Here is a 19,562-nt window from a genome sequence, read left to right as displayed (position 1 = left end):
CCAGATGGGGGAAGTCATGAAGACCAAAACTGAGGTGGCGTTTGCCGCGGGAGCCGTGGCGGTTCTGTTTGCGGTGCTCGCCTTGGCTCTAACGAATTCCGAGCTATCCGCTGTTGCTGGGGTCGCGGCACTACCATTGCTCGCGTGGTGGTTGAATAGGCGGCACTTCAATGCAATGTACCTGTCTCCAACCCTCGTGGCCTCCGGGTTCTTCTTTCTTATTGGCGTGCTGGGGTACGCACTACGGGACGTGCTGGTTTCCTTGCAGGGTCGCGGCAGCAGCATCAACATCTGGCTTTCCGAGGGTCAGAGTTTTAGCACCTTCTTGCTGCTTATGACTTTCTCAGCCGTCACAATTTTCACTTCGGGAATTATCCTCCGGATACGTTTCGGAGCCGGGGAGGCCCCGAAGTCCCTAGACTGGTCTACCCAGGGGCCCAAGGCCGTCACGGTCTTACTTTCGGCAGTGCCTCTCCTTGTTATAGTCGCGGACATCGGAATCCCGGACATCTTGTTACGCGACAGCTACCTTTTTGCGAGCCAGGGCAGCTTCACAGGGTCAATCGGAACATCGCTAGCTGCCGGGATGATCGTAGTCCTAGGCTACTTCTTCGGCTCAACCTCAGGACCAAAACGGGCCCTTGTTTTGGTCCTGTTCCTCGGCTATGCGACGGTCCTCTTTTCGATGGGCTCAAGACGCCTTGCCCTAATCCCGATTCTCTTCGCAGTCGGGAGCTTCGTTGCCCGGAACTCACGGATCACCCGGTTCGGGGTTGTTGTCGGTGCGGGCCTCACCGCGTTGCTGCTTCCACTGTCGCTCACGTTCCGAGCGTCGCTTACGCACGGCGTGATCCCTTACTTTGAGAGTGCTGCCACTTTCCGCTTCGCGGATGCTGACTGGTGGGCTTCAATTAACAACGTGCTCGTGTCCTTCCCAATCATCGGGGCGACCGCTTACGGGAACCTCACGATCTACGCGTCCGATCTTTGGATTTCACTCAATCCAATTAGCGGTGACTCCGCAGGCTGGTACGAGATCGCCCCAAGGCTTCGCCTGAACGCTTATACGCCAACGGCGGGCATAGGCGAGCTTGCTAACGTTGGTTGGGTGCCGGTAGTTCTGTTCGCCATCGCGCTGGGGGCATTACTTTCATGGGTTGAAATCGCTGTAAGACGGCACCTACTTGGAGGATCCCGGATCTTCGCGGCGCTCCTGATCGGTCTGACGGGGTTCTTTGCCCTGCAAATGGTCCAGTACAACCTTCGGTCAGCTGTGCGCATGCTGGTGTACCTGGTTGTAGCTGAGCTTGCTCGACGCGCGGCGGTGTTCTTCCTAAGGCGGCCCAGCCGTAGGGACCGCGAGCAGGCTGCGTTTGCGGAGCGCATCGGAGCTGCCCTCCGCAACGCGGATTAGCCAACTGCTATTTGGGACGGCACGCCGACCCAGTCGATGTTAGAAACATGAGTATTGCCTCCGCGGAATAGTGGGGTCCGTCCAGTTGTGTGGCGAAGGGCGCGTAACCTGCCCCGTATGCCTGATATGCTCTGCGCCATGGGGGATAAATCCAAAAATGCTGCGCTGAACGTCGTCCGCGCCTTGGCTGCGCTTCTTGTCGTGATTACGCACGTTCGTGGCTGGATATTGATCCCGCTGGAACAAGCAGGCAGTGGAGTTCCAGTCAAAGCTCTATACGCGCTAACGGGGCTGGGCCACGGGGCAGTGCTGGTCTTTTTTGTACTAAGCGGGTACTTTGTTGGCGCAAGTGTGGTTAGAGCGTTCCGTGGAGGGTATTTCTCCTGGAGGGTCTACGCCGTTAGTCGGCTCACTCGATTATGGATCGTACTCGCGCCGGCACTGGTGGTCACGCTCGCGATGGACGCCGTTGGAAGGACATACTTTTCGGCCTCGGACCGCTTCGGACCCCAAAGTGAAGCCGTCCTCCACACCTCGCCACTGGCCGCGATCGGCAACCTGTTCTTTCTCCAGCCCACCTACGTGCCGACGCTGGGCAGCAACGGCGCCCTTTGGTCTTTGACGTTTGAATTCGCCTACTACACCATATTCCCAATAGTCATGCTTGGAGTCCTCCGCGGGTCAGGCTGGCAGCGGTACGCGTCCGTGACACTGACCATTGCGCTGTGCATCTTTTTCGGCTTTCAAGTGATCGTCCTGTTTTCTGCATGGCTACTTGGTGCACTTCTCGCAGCTCAACAACACCGCATAATCTCCATCGTGGCAGCTTGGCGAAGTGGCACCCGTGTTACGACCCGGGTCGCAGCCGGGGTAGTGCTTATAGCAACCATGGTCGCGGACAGAATCAGCGGTGGCAGCCCGGAACACTCCCCGCCAGCGACTTTTGCCGTCGCGCTGGCAGCGGCGGTTTTCGTGGGACTCATGCTCCCTGACCCCAAACCCAGCGGCGTTCTTGGGCGGTTTGCCGTCGGGGCGTTCTCGGGCTTGGCGGAGTCTTCATACTCGCTTTACGCTATGCACCTGCCCGTTCTTACTCTACTTGCGGTGGCCATCAGCCGTAATGGTGCAACAAGCACATGGGAGCCCACGCTCCTGAACTGGGTCATTCTCGCTTTCATTGTCGCATTGCTTGTCACAGCCGGCTGGGGATTTTCCCAGCTTACGGAGCGGCACACAGCGAAGCTGACCCGTTGGATCCTTGCTAGGACCGGGATACAGCACGAAAAAGTGGGACGGAACTTGGTTTCCCGCTAGTGACCCAGCTTGAGGAAGCTCAGCTTGCTCCTGTTCCGCAAAAATTGACCTAGCCAAGACCGGGCGTGCATGATCGCTGCGGCAGGCAATAGGCCCATGGCGGAGTGCCCGCTAGCCACGCACCGCCATGGCACATTGGTTTCAAGCGATGTGGGGCGGCGGACATGCTGTGTGGGCATGAACGACGGGAGATACGGTTTGGGCTGGCTCCGTAGGCGAAGTAAGAGAGCACATGAGAATCTGTTTGGATATCCGGTGCTTACGATGCTATTCGCGTTCTCTGTTGCGGTGTCGACTATCGCGCTCACTCATTGACCTTCAGCAACCGGGATGGATAGCGACTTTGACGAGGGCCGCCGTTTGGTAGAGGTACTGGTATATCCAGGAATAGGTTGGATTGGCCAAGGAGATCAGTGGCAGACCCCTACGGTCAGCGACCATGCGTAGGTCGCCTTCGAAGCAACGGGCAACGACCACTCGTGCCCGGGTGACATGAAACTGGGCTGTGAGGACGTTAGCGCTTTTCCATCCGTGTTGGGCCGACAGGTCTTTTAGCGCTCGAGCCTCGCCCTGCGTGGTGAATGGATCAGGGTTGAAGCAGATGATCCGGTAGGGACGGTGAGCGCTACAAATGTCTGCCTCGAATTTGCCGTCCCTGCCCACGGGACTCGAGACGGCAAGCGTGGGCGCATATCCCTGCTGCATCAGCTGTTGGGCGTAGCTTACGCGTTGGTCAGGCGGCCCCAGCACGAACAACACGTCTGCGTGTTCGGGTTCGTCGGCTGACGGCAACACATACAGAAAGATGCCGGCAATGCCCCAGACGATCACCAAGCCTCCGATTGCAGCAAGTGCTCTAAGGAGCGGCCGCTTCTTTCTCTTAGGCACGGCGGCCTCTGTTTCGGGATTGTGGATAAGGGTCATACCGTCCTCTGACCGATGCGGGATGGGGGCGGCGGCGCTGCACTGGATCCAAGACTACTATCTCCTTCGCACCGAACAACCACGATCGAGTTCGCTATCGATACCTACCTGGCTTGCAGTGTGCCCGCTTGTTGAACGGAAGGCTGATTGGCTGTTTACCAACAGGTTTTTTTCAGTGAGCTCCCAGAGTCCCGGCGTAAAGGAATCGTTAAGATCGGGCCGAAACCTCCGCGACCCGCGTTGGATCAAGTTACCGTGGTCCACGGAGTCCCCCATGTCGTCCTCCAGTTGTCTTGGGGTAACACCACGCCTCAAAGCCAAACGATGAAGGTTGCGATTTGTTGACAAAACTCCGGCAGTTATTCATGCCGCATAGAACCTGCCGGTTCTGCGGGAAACGTGTACCCCGCAAGTTCAAGTCGGGTTATTGTTCAACCGAGTGCTGGGAGCGCTGGGAATACATGAATGTCTACTGACGGCCCTGGGAATACCACCTCCCCTCCATAGATGAAGAAGTAGATCAATCTGTTGGTGTACCAGGAGTAATTGTTGGTGCGCCGACGGCTCCGACTTTTCCGGTTTGCTGCACATCGAACGGTGCCGTCTCCGGCGTCTAAGGCGTCAAATCAGTTTCGCTTGATTCCGGCGGTGAAAGTCCGGACCCTGTTCCTTGAGTTACTCCTCCTAGACCTTCCTGGCGGTTCCTCGACGAGGTCGAGCAGCCGGGCGTGGACGTTGCCCCTTATTGGGCTCTTGGTGGTTGGTGGGGAAAGGGATTCCCGGGATGAGTGTCATGCCGCCGTCCGGACGGCACTTCTCAAGAGAATAACCGATTTGTAATTGGCCGGGTTGCGGTAACCGCGGGCGGTTAACCGGCCTTCGCGTCTGGGTCAAGCTTGGGTTTATTGCTGTCAGGCCTTTAGCCGGTCCGGGTGTTTCTGGAGACTGGTGTTGACGCGAGCATGTCTGGCCACTTCGCTGTCCCAACCGCGCTCGAGCGCGTCTTCTCTGAGTTCGGTTTCATCGTGTATTTGCGCCTCGATCTGGGGAAGGAAATCGGAGCTGGTGGTGTAGTTATCGCATTGTTCGCAGATGTTGGCGAAGGGGCAGGCTTCGGCAGCGAGGTGGCGCGAGCAGTACCCGTGGGCGACGCGGGTCTTGAGCATTCCGCTGTGGAGCCATTCGATGCGTTCGGGCACGACCGGCCGGTCGCTGACCACCAGGGGAAGTTGCCGGCTTTCGCGGATCCTGGCCATCGCCGAGTCGTATGAGGCCCGGACGGTGGTGTCGGCGAGGTGGGCGTAGCGGGTTGTCATCTCTGGGGTGACGTGGCCCAGCAGCGCCATGAGGGCCTGTAGGGTCACCTGTTCGTCTCCGGTCGTCCGGCTGCCTTGACCAGTTCCTCGAGTTCGTTCTTCGCCGTCGCGGCGTCCTGAAGGGAGCCGGTGCGCAGCAAGACCCGCAGCTGTTCCTTGACCTTCCAGACGGCCTGGAGTGTGCCGGTCGGATCGTCGGCAGCGAACACTTCTGCCAGCCGGTGGGCGGCCTTCTCCGTGAGGGTATTGCCGGCGCGCAGGAGAAGCATCCGGTGCGCCCAGGCCTTATCGACGGCCCTTCCGCGGCGGCCCTTGACCTGTTGGGACAGGTTCTGCCGTGTCTCGGTCACGGCCTGGTTGGCCAGGGAGATCAGGTGGAAGTGATCGACGGCGACGGCGGTCCGGGGAAGCCACATGCGTAGCGCCTTTCGGAACGCCGCCGAAGGGTCGATCGCCACGACCTGCACGGCCAGACGCCAGGCCAGGGGCCGGGCGAAGAGCCACTCCCCGACACCCTTGTGGTCCCGGCCGTCCACGACGCCCAGCACCTGGCCGGTGTCCAGATCCACGATCGTGGTCATCCACGGTTCGAACCGTGTCCAGGCCTTCGATTCGGGGTCCTGGAAGTAGCGCACGGACCGGAACCGGTGCTCATCGATACCCAGCATTCTCGGGCTCAGCTGATCCACATCCGGAAGGGTGAGGAAGCAGGCTTCGTTGAGCGCGGCCCGGACCATCCACCAGGAGACCGCGAACGCGGCAGCAGTCTCCGAGACGGCCCTGCCGGAGCGGATGACCGCCTCCACGAGATGGTCCCGGAGCCGACCCGTCGAGCGGGCACGGCGCGGCACCTGCGGCGTGGATTCGAAGAACGAGAGCCTCTCGCAGACCGGCTCTTCGCAGTACCAGCGGTACTTGGACCAGAGCACCTCCACGGGTCCGGCGACAGGAATGTCGCGGATCCGCTGGAAGCGGCGCTCTTCCGCCGGGATGCAATGACCCCGCAGCTTGGGCAGCCCGGAGGGTGGTCGGTTTCGATAATGACCCGCCGACCGCCATCGGGGCTCAGGCTGGTGGAAATGACGTGGTAGTCGGGCAGGTTGAAGAGGCTGGTGGCAGCGTCGGCTGCGACCCCGGTAGGCTCGATCAAAGGCTCGTGGTCCTGTTCCAGGTTGAATGCTAGACACACTCATCCCAGCAGGGCCACGGGCCCCCTTGTCTTCAACGACACGAACTCAATTCCCCACCAACCACGAAGAGCCCCTTATTGTCCCTCGTGTGTCCGCGGGGACCGGGTATGAGCCGTGGATGACCACCATCGTGGAGGCGGACACCGGCCAGGTCCTAGGCGTGGTCGACGGAAGGGATCACAAACGCGTCGGGTACTGGCTCTTCACGGCGACACGCTCGGCGACAAGGCAGCCCACCGCCTGGCGGAGGTCTTCGCCGCCGATGGACCCGACCGGGAAGCCGGAGGCGGTGTTGAAGGTCCTAGGAGCGGCATCCGTGCGTTCACACCACCGCCTCGAAGGGCAGGAGGCCCTGACCTCGTTCCCGCAACGCCACGCCGCCTAGGATGAACTAACGACGCTTAAATGCGAAAGAACTGGGTGAGCCCCCGGGTTAAGGCTTGGCTTGAGGGGATACACTGCTGGCGATTAGAGGAGCCAGGGCTTTGGAGAGCCCCGCAGTGAGGTGAGCGCCATCTGCATAGACCGGCGTCCCACCGATGAATGAGGGACACATATTTGCAAGCGAGCAATACCAGAATCTGGTGTCGACGACGTCCACCTTAACCGTGTCTTGGACTTCTGCTGCGGCTTGGGCCGTTGCCTGTTCAAGGTCACCGTAGTCTGCGGGAGGGCTCACGACGCAGTCCCCAGGCTTGTTGAGCTGAGTCGCGCACTTCTGCAGGTTCGGTCCTCGTGGGGGTGCCCCAAGTGCGACGATTTTCTTTGAGACGCCGCCCAATGAGGTGAAAGTCTTGGCGGCGCCTGTCCGCCAGGCTTGGACGTCGTACGTTGATTGAACGTTTGACATTACAACGAGGTCAGGGTGGATCTGCCTGATAGCCGAGATCGCTCCCTGCCGGAAAGCGTCACATTGCGTGTGCGGCGAACCATCACTGAGCTTGACCGTCATAGAAATGGCAGGACATTGCTCCATCGTGTAAATGAGGATTTTGTAGCCTTGCGGTTCCATGGCGGCCCGAATCCCAGGAACGTAACTGACGGCAACTGAGTCCCCAAGGATGACCACTGTCTTTTTCGCTGAGGGGTCGCCATAGATGCACTTTCCGGCATTCTGCACTGCAGTCTCGGCCGGGTCTCCCGCGGCCTGCAGGCAATGGTCCTTGACCCACTCCGGAGCTTTGGTTGAGGGGCCAAGTTCATCGATGCTGGGGGTGAGCGTAGGCCAGCTGACTGCCGCGAGTGACGCATCAATCGCACTCATCCAGGGACTCGCCGCCGGCTTGGTCAACTGGCCGGCAGCTGCCAAGGTCGTTGACGGAACCGGTGCTGCTGCAACGACTCCGGGGGACGTCGTGTATCTGCTCAGGGCAACGCCGGCCACGATCGTCGCCATGACGCCAAGCGCAATGACACCGCCGATAGCGAGCCGTTGCCCACTTCCACCTGCTTCAAACAACTGATGGCGCTGCGACTTCTTCATTAGCCAGGATGAGCGCCTGATCGGATCTTCCAGAAAATGGTAGGAGAGAGCAGAGAGCCCGCAGACCCCGATCAGGGTTGCGGCTACTGATAGTGGGTTCGTTACGGGAAAGAGGGCGCCAACCAGAATAATGGCAGGAAAGTGCCACAGGTAGAGCGAATAGGAGATGTCGCCTAGGTATCGCGATACCGGGTTCGTCAACGATTTCAGGAAACTCTGTGGGCCCCCGGAGCCGGCTGCGATTATCAGGGCCGTACAAAAGACGGGGAAAGCAGCCCATGGGGCGGGAAACGGCATCGAGGGCGTAATCAGGAAAATGCTCACCGCGATGCCCAACAAGCCGAGGTTCGCGAGGACGGGTCGCAGGAAATTCGGAATCTTCAGCAGGATCCCGGAACTGATGGCTGCGAGCGCTCCGATTCCGAGTTCCCAAGCCCTGGAAAAAGTGGAGAAGTAGGCAAAAGTGGGTGACGTAGCAGTTTCCCACATGGCGAATCCGAAGGAAAGACCAACAATGCCGAGCATGATGAGACCTAACAGTCTCCGTGCTCTGATCTTCGAAAAGCTTCGACCTGCCGTCAGAGCGAGTATGCCAACGATGACCCACGGCCATACGACGTAGAATTGCTCTTCGACCGCCAGCGACCAGAAGTGTTGAAGGGGCGAGACGAGCCCATCGGCCTGCATATAGTCGGTGCCGATGAAGGCCAGATGCCAGTTCATCCCGAAGACCAGTGCCCAGACCCCGTCCTCGGAGACCTTGGCTGCTCGTCCACCAGTGAAAATAAGCCACGAGATGGTGATGGTGAAGATGAGGACGAGCATCGCAACTGGGAGGATTCGACGGGCGCGCCGCCTGTAAAAATCCCGGAAGGAAATTCTCCCGTACTTCTCGTGCTCACGAAGGAGCAGCCCAGTGATCAAGAAGCCAGAAATGACGAAGAACACATCGACTCCGACAAATCCGCCCGAAGGCCATCCAACAAGATGGTCGAGAATCACAGTTACCACGGCAAGGGCGCGCAGGCCTTGTATGTCAGGCCTAATTGATCCCTGATTCCTGGCTTCCGGACCGCCAGTTTCAGCGAACGGACTGAGGCGCTTTTTGGACGCCGTTCGGAGTCGGTGTGTGAGTGCCAAGAGTTCCCCCAGAGTCGAGATGTACACGCTGATTGTACCGGGAGACTAATCCGGTTAATCGACCTAGAACGATTTGCCACCCCATGTAGCCACATGTGTCTAGTAATCGGTCGAACGCGGCCACTGCGCTGCACGATTACGTCCGCACCCTGGTAACTCACTTTAAGGGACGGCTCGATTCGCTCAATGTCGTCAACGAGCCGTTCGACGTCAGCCAGGGAACAGCTTCCAGCAGAGTATCTGGTATCGCTTCTTCGGGACCGGCTACCCGGCGGCCGCCCGGGTTGTCTATGACGGCGATCCGGACGTCAAACAGGTCATGAAAGACGGGGCCGACGCGCCGGGCCTCCAGGCCCCCTTCTACGACCTCAAGACGGACGCCATTCCTCCGGGAGATTTGTCCTCGACGCTCGCCACCTTCGAGGCGGCCGGCCTCCGTATGCGCATCTCGGAGAACGACGTCACGGACGGCCGGGGGACCGGCGCCCAGGCGGAGCAGTACGCCACGAGGCTGGCCACCTGTCTGCGATCGGCGTGCCTGGGTCTCCTACACGACGTGGGGTGTGGGCGACCGTTACGACTAGTTCATCGACAACGACAGCAGCCTGCATCAGGGCCACTACTACCTCTTCAACGACGGGCAGTCGACGACCGCGTACGACGTGATGAGGCGTGCGCTGGGCGGCTGACCGTCGGGTCCAGCCGACCGGTCAGGGGCCGCTGTTTCTGGGGCTCGAGATGCCCCAATCGCTGGTGCTCGAAGTAGCGGATACTGCCCCTCCGGTCAGCTGGTCTACGACTACATGGTGAGCACGGCCGACAGCGCGGTGCTCCGCTCGTCGCACTTCACTGGCTGCGCACCCGCGACCCCGCGTGATCGGCACGGAAGCCACAGAGTAATTATTGGACGCCCGCCCCCTACTGCAGCTTGAACAGATTGTGCGTAGCCGGCCCTTCCAACAACTTCCCCGCAGCCGAATACCGCGAGCCGTGCAGTGGGCAGTCCCAGGACTTCTCGGCATCGTTCCAATGCAGAATGCCGCCCAGGTGCGCGCATTCCGCGGACACCCGGCACACCACACCGTCCACGGTGCAGATGGCCGCCGGTTTCCCATGGAAGAGTCCGGTAACGCCCGTGCCCTCGGCGGGGCTGGTTTCCTCCGTGATGGCTGGCTTCTTCTTCAGGGCTGCCTTGTCCCGGAAATTCTGCTGCTGTGTCTCTACGTTGAACGAAATCGTGGACGCGGCGCCGCGGGGACCCGTGACCCGGCGGTGGATGGTCCGAGCCCACGGGAGCTGACCGCTTCCGGTGATGTCGGAAACGACGTCCAGCGCCGCCGCAATGCCGTTTGTCATGCCCCACTTGTTGTAGCCGGTGCCGAACAGGATCTTGCCGTGGCCCCTCGGGAACCTGCCAAAGAACGGCATCAGGTTGGTGGCCTGGTAGTCCTGGGCCGACCACGTGTGCGTCACCTCGGCGTCCGGATAGTACCGTTGGGCCCAGCCGAGCAGCTCGTCCACGTGAACCTGCGCCGACGGCGCCCGGCCGCCCGCGTGCCCGAACCCGCCTACCAAAAGCAAGCTTCCGCCGTCGGGCACTGGATAGTCCCGCAGCGAGCGGGTGGGCGGCTCGGCCGAAAGGTACATCCCCGGCGGCGGGCTCATACCGTCCGGCAACCGCAGCGCGGCTGCATAAGAGCGATTCGGCCGCAGCTTGGCGAAGTAGAGCCCGCGGTTCAGCATGGGTGTCCCGGTGGCGAGCACCACGTCCCGGGCCGTGACCTCGCCCTTCCTTGTGACCACGGCCAGGGGATCGCCGTTCCGGACGTCCATGACGCGCACGCCCTCCACGATGCTTCCGCCGGCCGCCCGAACATCGGCAGCGAGCGCGTTCAATACATCCATCGGGTTGAACTGTGCTTGGTTGGCGAGCCGCAAGGCGTCGTCGACGTCGAACGGCAGCCCCGTCTCGCGGGTGGACTTGACGTTGAGTCCGGCGGCACGGGCCACGAACGCTTCCGCCTGGAGCCGATCGGCGCCGGCCGGGGTGGTGGCGAAGGTGTAGGCATCCCGATACTGGAAAGGCACACCCCGCCCCTCGAGGTAGTCGAGCAACCACTTCTGGCCCGCCCTGTTCGCGTCAACGTAGGCACGGACCACGTCCACGGGATACTGGCTACGCAGTGCGGACAGGGTTGTCCCCTGCAACAGGCTCAGCTTGGCAGTGGTGTTTCCGGTGTTGACTGCGCCGACATGCCGGGCCTCAAGGACCAGCACATTGCTTCCCGCCCGTGCCAGCATGAGCGCCGTGGCCAGGCCCGTGAGTCCGGCGCCGACCACCACGGCGTCGTAGCTGTTCCCAGGAGTGAATTCATCGGGGCTTGTTGCACCGGGGGAGTCCTTGTCCGGCCCGCGCGCGTCTAGCCACAGAGAAGTCATGACTGTCCCACTTCCCTTCAACCGGGGCACGGTCCACACCGGAGTTAGCGCGGCGGCGGCCCGGTAGTGCCAGAGAAGCAGAACGCCACCAGAGAAGCAAGAGGTGGCCGCCGGCGTCGTGTGTTGCCCGGTGCCAAATCGACGCGATGGACCGCCAAAAAAGGCCCTAAGAGACAGGTCTGTCTTGTGGGCGTGCGAGTAGGATTGCTATCGCCATGACTTCGCCAGATGCCTCGGATGCCACCAGTCCGGCCTCGTCGCCAGCCGGACAAACGACCACCCGTGATGACGCGGTGGATCGGATCTTGGACGCGGCCTACGAACTATTTTCCCGGCGCGGGATCCGGGCCGTGGGGGTCGATCAGCTCATCGAGCGTTCAGGAGTAGCGAAGGCCACCTTCTACCGGCACTTTCCGTCCAAGGACGATCTGGTCTTTGCCTTCCTGGCACTTCGCGACCAGATCTGGACCGTGGACTTGATCATCTCCGACGCCAAGAGCAGGGGAGAAACCGCCGAGGAACAGTTGCTCGCCATCTTCGACGTGTTCGGCGACTGGTTCAAGCGGGACGATTTCGAGGCGTGCTCTTTCATCAACGTCCTGCTTGAAATGGGCCGTGAACATCCGCTGGGGAAAGCCAGCATCGGCTACCTCGCCAGAATCAGGGGACACATCCAGGCGTTGGCAGAGGAAGCCGGGCTGGAGCGTACAGAGGAGTTCGCGCGCTCCTGGCACATCCTGATGAAGGGTTCCATCATCTCGGCCACAGAAGGCGACGTCCTCGCTTCCAAGCGCGCCCAGCAGATGGCCGCTTGGCTGATAGAACAGCACCGAGGCCTAGGGCGCACTTCCTGAAGTACCCGTCCCCTTGAAGCGACAGGCGTATCAGGTGCGCATGGCCCTGCCGGTCCCGCTTGGGAAGATGAGATGCCCGGCGCGCCCGCCCCACGTGGCCCATTCGCTGGGCTGGACCGAGGGCCGCCCAAGGTGATAGCCCTGTCCGACCGTTATTCCCAACCCGGCAAGAGTGGCGAGTTCGGCGCTGGTCTCGATGTGTTGAGCGGTCAGGACCGCCCCGATCTCCCGCGCGAACCCGACCTCCGCCTCGACGATTTCCTGGCGGAGGGGATCCCGGCTGAGACCTGCAGTCAGTCTCGGGTCCAGCTTGATCATCTCCGGCTTGAGCCGAAGAATATGGCGGACCGCAGCGAAATAGGAACCCGTATTTTCGATGGACAAGCGCACGCCGGCGCTGCGCAGCGGCCCCACCGCCGCGTCGAGCGAAGCGGCCTGGTCCGGGGGGAAATGCCCGGAGATTTCCAGGACCACACGGTCTGGCGCCACCGGAGTTTGATCGAAAAGTGCAGGAAGGCGCGGATCCAGGCAGACCGCATCGGAAAGCTTCAACGCCACGAAAAGTTGGGATGGGAGATCCCGCGCCGCCATAAGCGCCGACTCCAACGCCGCGAATTCAAGATCCGTGCGGAGCCCGGTGTCCTCGGCTTCTGCGAACCAGTAGTGGGCAGGGTCTCCACCGTCGCTGAGGAAGCGCGTCAAGGCCTCGGCGCCCACCACGGTAGCCGTGGTGAGATCGAAAACGGGCTGGAAGGCGGTCATCAGCATGTGGTCCCTGAGTACCGCCTCAAGCCGCGGGCTGCCAGGCCGCTGCGAGGATTCCGAGTCCCGCTCGCCCACGTGCGGGGCCGGTGCAGCGGTGTCCGGAACACCCGAGCCGGACTGTTCCGTCCTGAGCGAAGACAAGTGTTCCAGCAGCGCCTCTTCCGGATGCCCCGGATGGGCAGCAACATGCCGGCGAAGTTCTTCACGCACCGCATCCGTTGCCTGCGAAGAGTCCGCCAAGACTTCATCAATGATTTCCTGGACCTGGCTGCGTAGCCCACCCAGCTCATCGCGGGGCGGCTCCACGAACTCCGGACTGGCCCGCATTCCGGCGTTGGTCAAAGCAAGAAAAGACGGCTTCTGCGTCGACATGACATATTCCTTTGCCTATAGCTCCGGCTGAGCCCGGGACCTGCAAACAAGGGGAATACTACAGCCGGACAAACCGGTCAGCCTGCATTGGGATGAAATGGGCACGCCGTTACTTGGTTCCCCGCTGTGGACGCGCGGCAGATTCACGATCCTCCCAGCTCTCCGTGGGTAGAATCGAGGCCTGAACACTGCCGGAACGCATCTGAAGACGGAGAAACAATGTCAGCATGGCTCGAAGTCGGCCCGGACAACTATGTGCTGGAGACCGAGGGTTGCCTGCTCAACACGGGCCTCGTGGTAGGCGCGGAACGAGCCATGGTGATCGACACCGGCTGTGGCCCCCGTCAAGGCCGGCAGATCCTCGCCGCTGTCCGCGAAAAGACCCAGCTGCCGCTGGTGGTCGTAAACACCCACGCCCACTACGACCACTACTTCGGTAACGCCATTTTTGCCGACGACGGCGTCACGGAGTTCTGGGGGCACGTCAACTGTGCGGCCACAATCGACGACGACGGCGACCACCAGCGCCGCTTCGTCTCCGCCACGGAACCGGAGATGGCCGCTGGCAAGGGCGACGCCGTCGAGATCGTCATCCCCAACGCGATCGTCAAAGACCAGCCCGTCCTGGTTGACCTGGGAGGCCTGACCGCCACCCTGTTCTACCTGGGCCGCGGCCACACCGACGGCGACCTTTTGGTAGGCACGCCCAGCACCCTCTTCGCCGGCGACCTCGTGGAACAAGGCGCACATCCGTCGTTCGAGGACTCCTACCCGGAGGACTGGGCGGACGTCCTCCGGCACATCTCGGCCCTGCGCCACCGTTACGAATTCCTGATCCCCGGCCACGGAAAGCCCTGCAGCGACCAGTTCGTGAAGACTATGGCCGACACCATGTCCACAGCGGTAAGGCAAGCGAGGCAGTCGATCCGGGACACGCCGTCGGACGCTACCAAAGCGATCCCCGTCCTTCCCTACGGACCCGAACAATCACGCTGGTTCATCAAGCGGCTCCAGGAAACGCAGGCGCACCACTAAGGGGTGGTGCGGACTTACCCTGTCACTGCGGCGGTGGCGTGAGCCACGCGGTCAGGGATAGCTGCTGGGTCCATTCTTTCCAGTCCGCGGGGCGCGTAGTGGGCCGGCCCAGGAAATAGCCCTGAGCTGCGGTCATGCCCAGCCCGGTGACGGTTGCCAGTTCTTCGGGGGTTTCGATGCCCTGGGCGATGACGATGGCACCGATTTGTTCGGCGAACCCGACCATGGCCTCACCGAGGGAGGAGCGGAGGGGGTCCGTGTCGATTCCGGTAATGAGGTTCCGGTCCAGTTTGATGATGTCGGGCCGGACGTGCCTGATTTGCCGGACCGAGGTGAAGAACGAGCCCGCGTGGTCGATCGCCAGGCGCAGTCCCCTTCGGCGCAGCGGGGCCAGCGCGGCAACCAGCGGTGCGGGCTGCTCGTTGGTCAGGGCCCCGGTCAGCTCGAGGACCATGCGGCCCGGATCCAGTTCCGTCTCCTCCAGCAAGACCGGAAGGAGCGGATCCAGGCAGGTGTCCGGGGACAATTTGAGCCCCACAAACAGATGGTCGGGCAGCTCCTGCGCGGCCCCGAGGGCTGACTCCAACGCTGCGAAGTCAAGATCGCCCGCCAGCTGGGCGTGCTTCGCATCCGCGAACCAGTCCTCCGCGCTATCGCCGCCCTCGCCCAGGAACCTCGTCAGCGCCCCGGCCCCGACGACGCTGCCGCTCGCGAGGTCACGGATCGGCTGGAACGCCGTCACCATCATCCTGCCCGCCAGGACCGCCTCTATCCGCGACCGGACGCTGGCCTCCGAGCGCGGGAACAGGGATCCTGTCAACTGCCGCGCCCCGGGGCTGCCCTCCGCGGGGATGGTGTCCTGCATGCGGTCCCGGAACCTGTCCAACGCCCTGATGTTCACGAGGTGTTCCAGCAGCGCAGCTTCGGGGCGTCCGGGATGGGCGGCAAGACATGCGCGCAGTTGCTCCCTGATTTCCGCCCGGTCTGGCCCGGATTCGGCAAGCACCGACTCGATGATCTCCGCGGCCTGCCGCCGTATCAGCGGCTCACGCCCGCCGGAGCTGCTCGACGGTTCAGGGCGGAGGACAGCACCGTGCGGGAAAGGCTGCTGCTCTATCGACATCGGCTATTCCTTTGTTCCCCGTCTCCGGCTGAGCCCGGCGACGGTATCCCGGCAACCACCCCTCCTTCCCGGGAATTCCCTGACTGGAAGAACGGTAGGCCGTGGAAAAACTTTACAACGATACAGACCGGTCTGTACCTCGGCGGAGAGTACAATTTTTTACCATGACCCTTCATCCCGGATCACTCGCTGCCCCCGGGCCGCTTCCGGGTACCGCCTCTCCCGACGCAGGCCAGAGAATCCTGGACGCCGCGTACGAGCTCTTCTCGCGTCGGGGAATCCGGGATGTCGGCATCAGCGAACTGATCGACCGGGCAGGCGTGGCCAAGGCCACCTTCTACCGCCATTACCGGTCCAAGGACGACGTCGTCCTGGCCTTCCTGGCACAACGGGACCAGCTCTGGACAGTGAACCAGATCATCGCCGGAGCCCGGAGCCGCGGAACAACCCCAACACAGCAACTCCTGGCGATCTTTGACGTCTTCGCCGACTGGTTCCTCCGTGACGACTTCGAGGCATGCTCCTTCATCAACGTACTGCTGGAGATGGGCCCCGGCCACCCTCTCGGGCAGGCAAGCATCGACTACCTCGCCCGGATCCGGGAACACGTCCAAGCCCTGGCCCAAGAGGCCGGCCTCGCCCGGCCGGAAGAATTCGCACGGTCCTGGCACATCCTGATGAAGGGATCAATCGTCTCGGCAACCGAGGGAGACACCCAGGCCGCAGCCCGGGCACAGGAAATGGCCGGCTGGCTCATCGAACACCACCAGACCTAACCACCCGAGCAGGATACGTACCTGGACGATCGCTGCCGGGTTCACCGCAGCGCGTCACTCGCTCGTATTCGCTTCGGCTGCGGACACACCGGGTTCGGTCCGGGATTGGGCGGCCCATCGAGGCACGTGGGCGGCTGGCATGGGGCGGTGCCAGAAGTAGCCCTGGGCTTTGGGGACTCCCAGCCGGACGAGTTCGTCCAGTTGCGCCTGGGTTTCGACGCCTTCTGCGATGACGTCGAGTCCGTAGCTGCGTGCCGTTCCCAGGATAAGTTCGATGAGCGTGGCGCCTTGAGGGTCGTTGCCGAGTTCTTCAATGAAGGTGCGGTCTATTTTGAGGACGCGGGCAAACAACCATTTCAAGTAACTCAATGAGGAGTAGCCGGTTCCGAAGTCATCGATCGAAAGCCGGATGCCTTGGGCATCCAGTTCACGCAGCGTGTCCATGGGGAATTGTCTCTGCTCCATGAGCACGCTCTCGGTGATTTCCAGGCTGACGGCCGCAGGATCAATTCCACTATCGAAGATGGCTTGAAAGACGACGTCGAGGAAGCCCGGGTCCAGTAGCTGGCGAACGGAAATGTTCACGGCGATGGACACGTTCTCCATGCCCGGCACTGATTCGCGCCAGCGTTGTGCCTGAGTCAGGGCCTGGTTGATGACCCAGGCTCCAATGGGCACGATCAGGCCTGTCTCCTCGGCGACTGGAATGAAGCTGTTGGGGGGAATCCTGCCATGGGAGGGATGAACCCAGCGCAGGAGCGCTTCGAAACCGATGGGGTTGCCGCTCGCGAGCTCGATAATGGGCTGGTACTCAAGGTGCATCTGGCCACGTTCCAGGGCTGTGCGGAGATCCGATTCCAGATCCAGCCGCGCGATCACCTGCCGACCCGGGGCAAGATGGTTAACCGGCTCCAGGTCGTAGATCTCGGTGCGGTCACCGCCAGCGGTTTTGGCCGCGTACATGGCCGCGTCCGCGCCGCTCAGGACGGACTCGGCGGTGTCGCCTTCTCCGGCAGAGGCAATGCCGATGCTGACATTGAGATAGATCCTCCGCCCGTCCAGATCGAATCCTTCCCTGGTGGCGGCCCGGATGCGTTCGGCCATCGCGGCGGCGTCGCCGGCATTGAGGTCCTCGCAGACGACGATGAACTCATCTCCGCCGAAGCGGCCCACCGTGTCGGCTTTTCGGACGGACGCGCGGATCCGTTCGCCAAGCTGGATTAGGATCGCGTCACCGGCGCCATGGCCGATACCGTCGTTGACCAGTTTGAATCGGTCAACGTCCACGAACATGACCACCACCTGCGGGCATCTGCGGTCCAGAAGGTCCTGGAGGACTTTGGCGAGAAGAAACCTGTTCGGGAGCCCGGTCAGGCCGTCGTGGAAGGCCTGGTGTTCAAGGATTTCCTGTGCGCGTTTGCGTTCAGTGATGTCCATGACCGTGACCAGGAGGCGCGAGGGTTGGCCATCCGGGGTCTGGAAAACCCGGGTGCGCGCATGCAGCCACCGGACCGAGCCTGTCTTCGTGAGGATCCGGAACTCGTATTCGACATACTGCTCACCCGCTTCGAGCCTGCGAAAGACATCCTTGAGCAGCTCGCAGTCATCCGGATGGGCAAGGGAGAGAATCCTTTCCTTGGAGGGTAGTTCGTCCGGTGCTCCGCCGATGAGACGCGTGTATTCCTCCGAGTGCCACCACCGTCCAGTGCCGTAGTCGAACTCGACGCTTCCGACGTGGGCGATTTCCTGGGCTGCGATCAGGCGTACACGCTCCCTGTCGGCCTCGGACTGGAGCCGTTTGAGCTCCGTGATGTCCCTGGCGATGACCGAGCCGCCAACCCGCTGGCCGTGGTCGTCGAAAACGGGGGAGACGGTCAAGGACACGTCAACGGCGGTTCCGTCTTTGCGCTTCCACCGCGATTCAACTCCAGTGGCGACGCCTGAAGTCTGCAGGTGCGCGAGGACTTCTTCCCTGAAGCCCTTATCGGTATCGGTGGTCAGGAGCCGGTAGTTCCGGCCCAGGGCCTCCGTGGCCCGCCACCCGAACATCCGGGCGGCACCGGCATTCCAGCTGGTGACGGTGCCATCCAGATCAGCACCGATAATGGCATCCCCGGACGACTCGACCAGCGCCGACATGCGCCGCAGGAGCGCCTCGGCGTGTTTGCGTTCGGAGATGTCCTTGGAAACCGCAACTACCGCCATCGGTACCGGATGGGTGCCCCGGACCGGGGCGACGGTCGCATGGATCGGGAACTTCCTGCCATCACGGTGACGCATCCAGTACTCGCCAGACCACGTTCGCCCTGACGTGAGCGTGTCCGCGATTTCCCCGCCCGTGGCCTCCGGCCCGGCAATGATGGACAGTTCGGTGATCTTGCGCCCCCGCACTTCCCCCGCAGAGTAGCCATACAGACGCTCCGACGCGCGGTTCCAATAAACAACACGCCAGCTCCGATCCAAAGCGATCACGGACTGCCCGATCTCCTCAAGCAGCAACGATTGCATCAGCAGATCATCATAATCTTCCGCTGTCACGGACCCCCCTCGCCGTTTCACCGCTGAATTACCGTCAGGGCAGAACGTCCAGAACCGGCGTTTCCTTGCACGATACGTCCAGCGATGCTCACGGGCAATAGTCCGGGACACGCCGTCGGACGCTACTAAAGCGATCCCCGTGCTTCCCTACGGACCCGAACAATCACGCTGGTTCATCAAGCGGCTCCAGGAAACGCAGGCGCACCACTAAGGGGTGGTGTGTTTGAAGGCGTGGCGGGCCTCGATCAGAGCGTAGTAAATGATCACGACCCCCGCCAGGGGATCGGCCCACCACCAGCCGAACAAAGCGTTAAGGGCGAGCCCGGCCAGGACCGCGCTGGCCAGATAGGCATCCACAAGGGTCACTTTCCCTTCCGCGCGGAGCACCGGATTGCCCAAGCTGCGCCCGGTGCGGATCTTGCCCCACGCAAGGGCGAGCATGACCACGAAGGTCAGGGCCGTCCATACGATGCCCGGAGCTGAGGTGCTGGGGCGGACGCCTGTGGCAAACACGATGGCCAACTGGATGAGCAGGTAGGCGCCGAGAACGGCGAAAGCCGTCCCTATCAGTCTCATCGCGGGAGCTTCGCGCTCCTTGTGGGCGCCCTTGAGCTGCCACACCACCACCACCGAAGCGAAGATCTCGATCAGGGAATCCAAGCCGAAACCGGCCAGCGCAGGGGAACCGGCCTGAATGGCGGCGGCCAGTACGCCGAGGCCGATCACGTTCCAAGCCAGGGTGGCGTATTCCAGGCGAAGGCCGCGTCGCAACAGCATCCCGGAGTCCATGGTTGGGGTGGTGCTGCCGTCAGGACTGGTCATGGGGTGTCTGGTTCTTCCTCGGGATCGCTAGCAGCACTCTTCCATGCGGCTGGGAAC

Annotated in this window: 16 protein-coding genes and 1 pseudogene; 8 read left to right on the top strand and 9 right to left on the bottom strand. The window is 62.1% G+C overall.

The features are described from left to right. Window positions 1–16: 16 nt before the first annotated feature. Together LFT43_RS16405 and LFT43_RS16400 are read left to right on the top strand one after the other, a co-directional pair. On the top strand, window positions 17–1,414 hold the full coding sequence (locus tag LFT43_RS16405) for a hypothetical protein (RefSeq protein ID WP_395798526.1): 1,398 nt from the start codon (window positions 17–19) through the stop codon (window positions 1,412–1,414). A gap of 117 nt (window positions 1,415–1,531) precedes the next feature. Further along, window positions 1,532–2,728 carry an acyltransferase family protein gene (locus tag LFT43_RS16400; protein ID WP_395798524.1) on the top strand — a complete coding sequence of 399 codons (1,197 nt, stop codon included), beginning with the start codon at window positions 1,532–1,534 and terminating at the stop codon, window positions 2,726–2,728. Between the two features lie 318 nt (window positions 2,729–3,046). Here LFT43_RS16400 and LFT43_RS16395 read toward each other — a convergent pair whose 3' ends face one another. The 3 genes from LFT43_RS16395 to LFT43_RS16385 form a co-directional block, all read right to left on the bottom strand. Next, a complete protein-coding gene (locus tag LFT43_RS16395) occupies window positions 3,047–3,652 on the bottom strand; it encodes a YdcF family protein (protein WP_395798522.1) in 606 nt (201 codons plus the stop codon). 911 nt (window positions 3,653–4,563) lie between these two features. Further along, window positions 4,564–5,016 (bottom strand): hypothetical protein, encoded by a 453-nt coding sequence (locus LFT43_RS16390; RefSeq protein ID WP_395798520.1) that lies wholly within the window; start codon window positions 5,014–5,016, stop codon window positions 4,564–4,566. Further along, window positions 5,013–5,903: a transposase gene (locus LFT43_RS16385; protein ID WP_395798518.1), complete on the bottom strand. Its 891-nt coding sequence runs from the start codon at window positions 5,901–5,903 to the stop codon at window positions 5,013–5,015. Before LFT43_RS16385 ends, LFT43_RS16390 begins: the two co-directional genes overlap by 4 nt. A gap of 373 nt (window positions 5,904–6,276) precedes the next feature. Here LFT43_RS16385 and LFT43_RS16380 point away from each other — a divergent pair, with 373 nt between their 5' ends. Continuing rightward, window positions 6,277–6,543: a hypothetical protein gene (locus tag LFT43_RS16380; RefSeq protein ID WP_395798516.1), complete on the top strand. Its 267-nt coding sequence runs from the start codon at window positions 6,277–6,279 to the stop codon at window positions 6,541–6,543. Window positions 6,544–6,591: 48 nt separating this feature from the next. Here LFT43_RS16380 and LFT43_RS16375 read toward each other — a convergent pair whose 3' ends face one another. Further along, a complete protein-coding gene (locus LFT43_RS16375; RefSeq protein WP_395803133.1) occupies window positions 6,592–8,643 on the bottom strand; it encodes an acyltransferase family protein in 2,052 nt (683 codons plus the stop codon). 233 nt (window positions 8,644–8,876) lie between these two features. On the opposite strand from LFT43_RS16375, the gene LFT43_RS16370 reads away from it, so the two are divergent. Continuing rightward, window positions 8,877–9,104, top strand: a complete 228-nt coding sequence (locus tag LFT43_RS16370; protein ID WP_395798514.1) for an endo-1,4-beta-xylanase — start codon at window positions 8,877–8,879, stop codon at window positions 9,102–9,104. 595 nt (window positions 9,105–9,699) lie between these two features. Here the strand turns inward: LFT43_RS16370 and LFT43_RS16365 are convergent. Continuing rightward, entirely contained in the window at window positions 9,700–11,220 is a 1,521-nt protein-coding gene (locus tag LFT43_RS16365) for an FAD-dependent oxidoreductase (RefSeq protein ID WP_395798512.1), read from the bottom strand. A 215-nt stretch (window positions 11,221–11,435) separates the two neighbouring features. Between LFT43_RS16365 and LFT43_RS16360 the strand changes: the two genes are divergently transcribed. Beyond that, complete coding sequence (locus LFT43_RS16360) at window positions 11,436–12,074, top strand: TetR/AcrR family transcriptional regulator (RefSeq protein WP_395798510.1); 639 nt, start codon at window positions 11,436–11,438, stop codon at window positions 12,072–12,074. Between the two features lie 30 nt (window positions 12,075–12,104). On the opposite strand, the gene LFT43_RS16355 is transcribed toward LFT43_RS16360, so the two are convergent. Continuing rightward, window positions 12,105–13,211, bottom strand: coding sequence for an EAL domain-containing protein (locus tag LFT43_RS16355; RefSeq protein ID WP_395798508.1), 1,107 nt, complete (start codon window positions 13,209–13,211; stop codon window positions 12,105–12,107). 219 nt (window positions 13,212–13,430) lie between these two features. Between LFT43_RS16355 and LFT43_RS16350 the strand changes: the two genes are divergently transcribed. Next, window positions 13,431–14,246 (top strand): MBL fold metallo-hydrolase, encoded by an 816-nt coding sequence (locus tag LFT43_RS16350; RefSeq protein ID WP_395798506.1) that lies wholly within the window; start codon window positions 13,431–13,433, stop codon window positions 14,244–14,246. A 22-nt stretch (window positions 14,247–14,268) separates the two neighbouring features. Here LFT43_RS16350 and LFT43_RS16345 read toward each other — a convergent pair whose 3' ends face one another. Beyond that, on the bottom strand, window positions 14,269–15,369 hold the full coding sequence (locus LFT43_RS16345; RefSeq protein ID WP_395798504.1) for an EAL domain-containing protein: 1,101 nt from the start codon (window positions 15,367–15,369) through the stop codon (window positions 14,269–14,271). 164 nt (window positions 15,370–15,533) lie between these two features. Between LFT43_RS16345 and LFT43_RS16340 the strand changes: the two genes are divergently transcribed. Then, window positions 15,534–16,145, top strand: a complete 612-nt coding sequence (locus LFT43_RS16340; RefSeq protein WP_395798502.1) for a TetR/AcrR family transcriptional regulator — start codon at window positions 15,534–15,536, stop codon at window positions 16,143–16,145. 54 nt (window positions 16,146–16,199) lie between these two features. Here the strand turns inward: LFT43_RS16340 and LFT43_RS16335 are convergent, their stop codons facing one another. After that, the gene (locus LFT43_RS16335; RefSeq protein WP_395798500.1) at window positions 16,200–18,683 is read right to left on the bottom strand and encodes an EAL domain-containing protein; all 2,484 of its coding nucleotides are present in this window, start codon (window positions 18,681–18,683) and stop codon (window positions 16,200–16,202) included. 100 nt (window positions 18,684–18,783) lie between these two features. Here LFT43_RS16335 and LFT43_RS16330 point away from each other — a divergent pair. Then, a pseudogene (locus LFT43_RS16330) lies at window positions 18,784–18,894 on the top strand (MBL fold metallo-hydrolase); the annotation flags it as partial. On the opposite strand, the gene LFT43_RS16325 reads toward LFT43_RS16330, so the two are convergent. Further along, entirely contained in the window at window positions 18,891–19,505 is a 615-nt protein-coding gene (locus LFT43_RS16325) for a cation transporter (protein WP_395798498.1), read from the bottom strand. The pseudogene LFT43_RS16330 and the gene LFT43_RS16325 overlap by 4 nt on opposite strands. Between the last annotated feature and the right edge of the window lie 57 nt (window positions 19,506–19,562).

Origin of the sequence: Arthrobacter sp. FW306-04-A (genome assembly GCF_044358315.1) — a bacterium.
In the GTDB taxonomy this organism is placed as follows: Bacteria; Actinomycetota; Actinomycetes; order Actinomycetales; family Micrococcaceae; genus Arthrobacter.
This window is presented reverse-complemented; position numbering and strand designations above follow the sequence as displayed.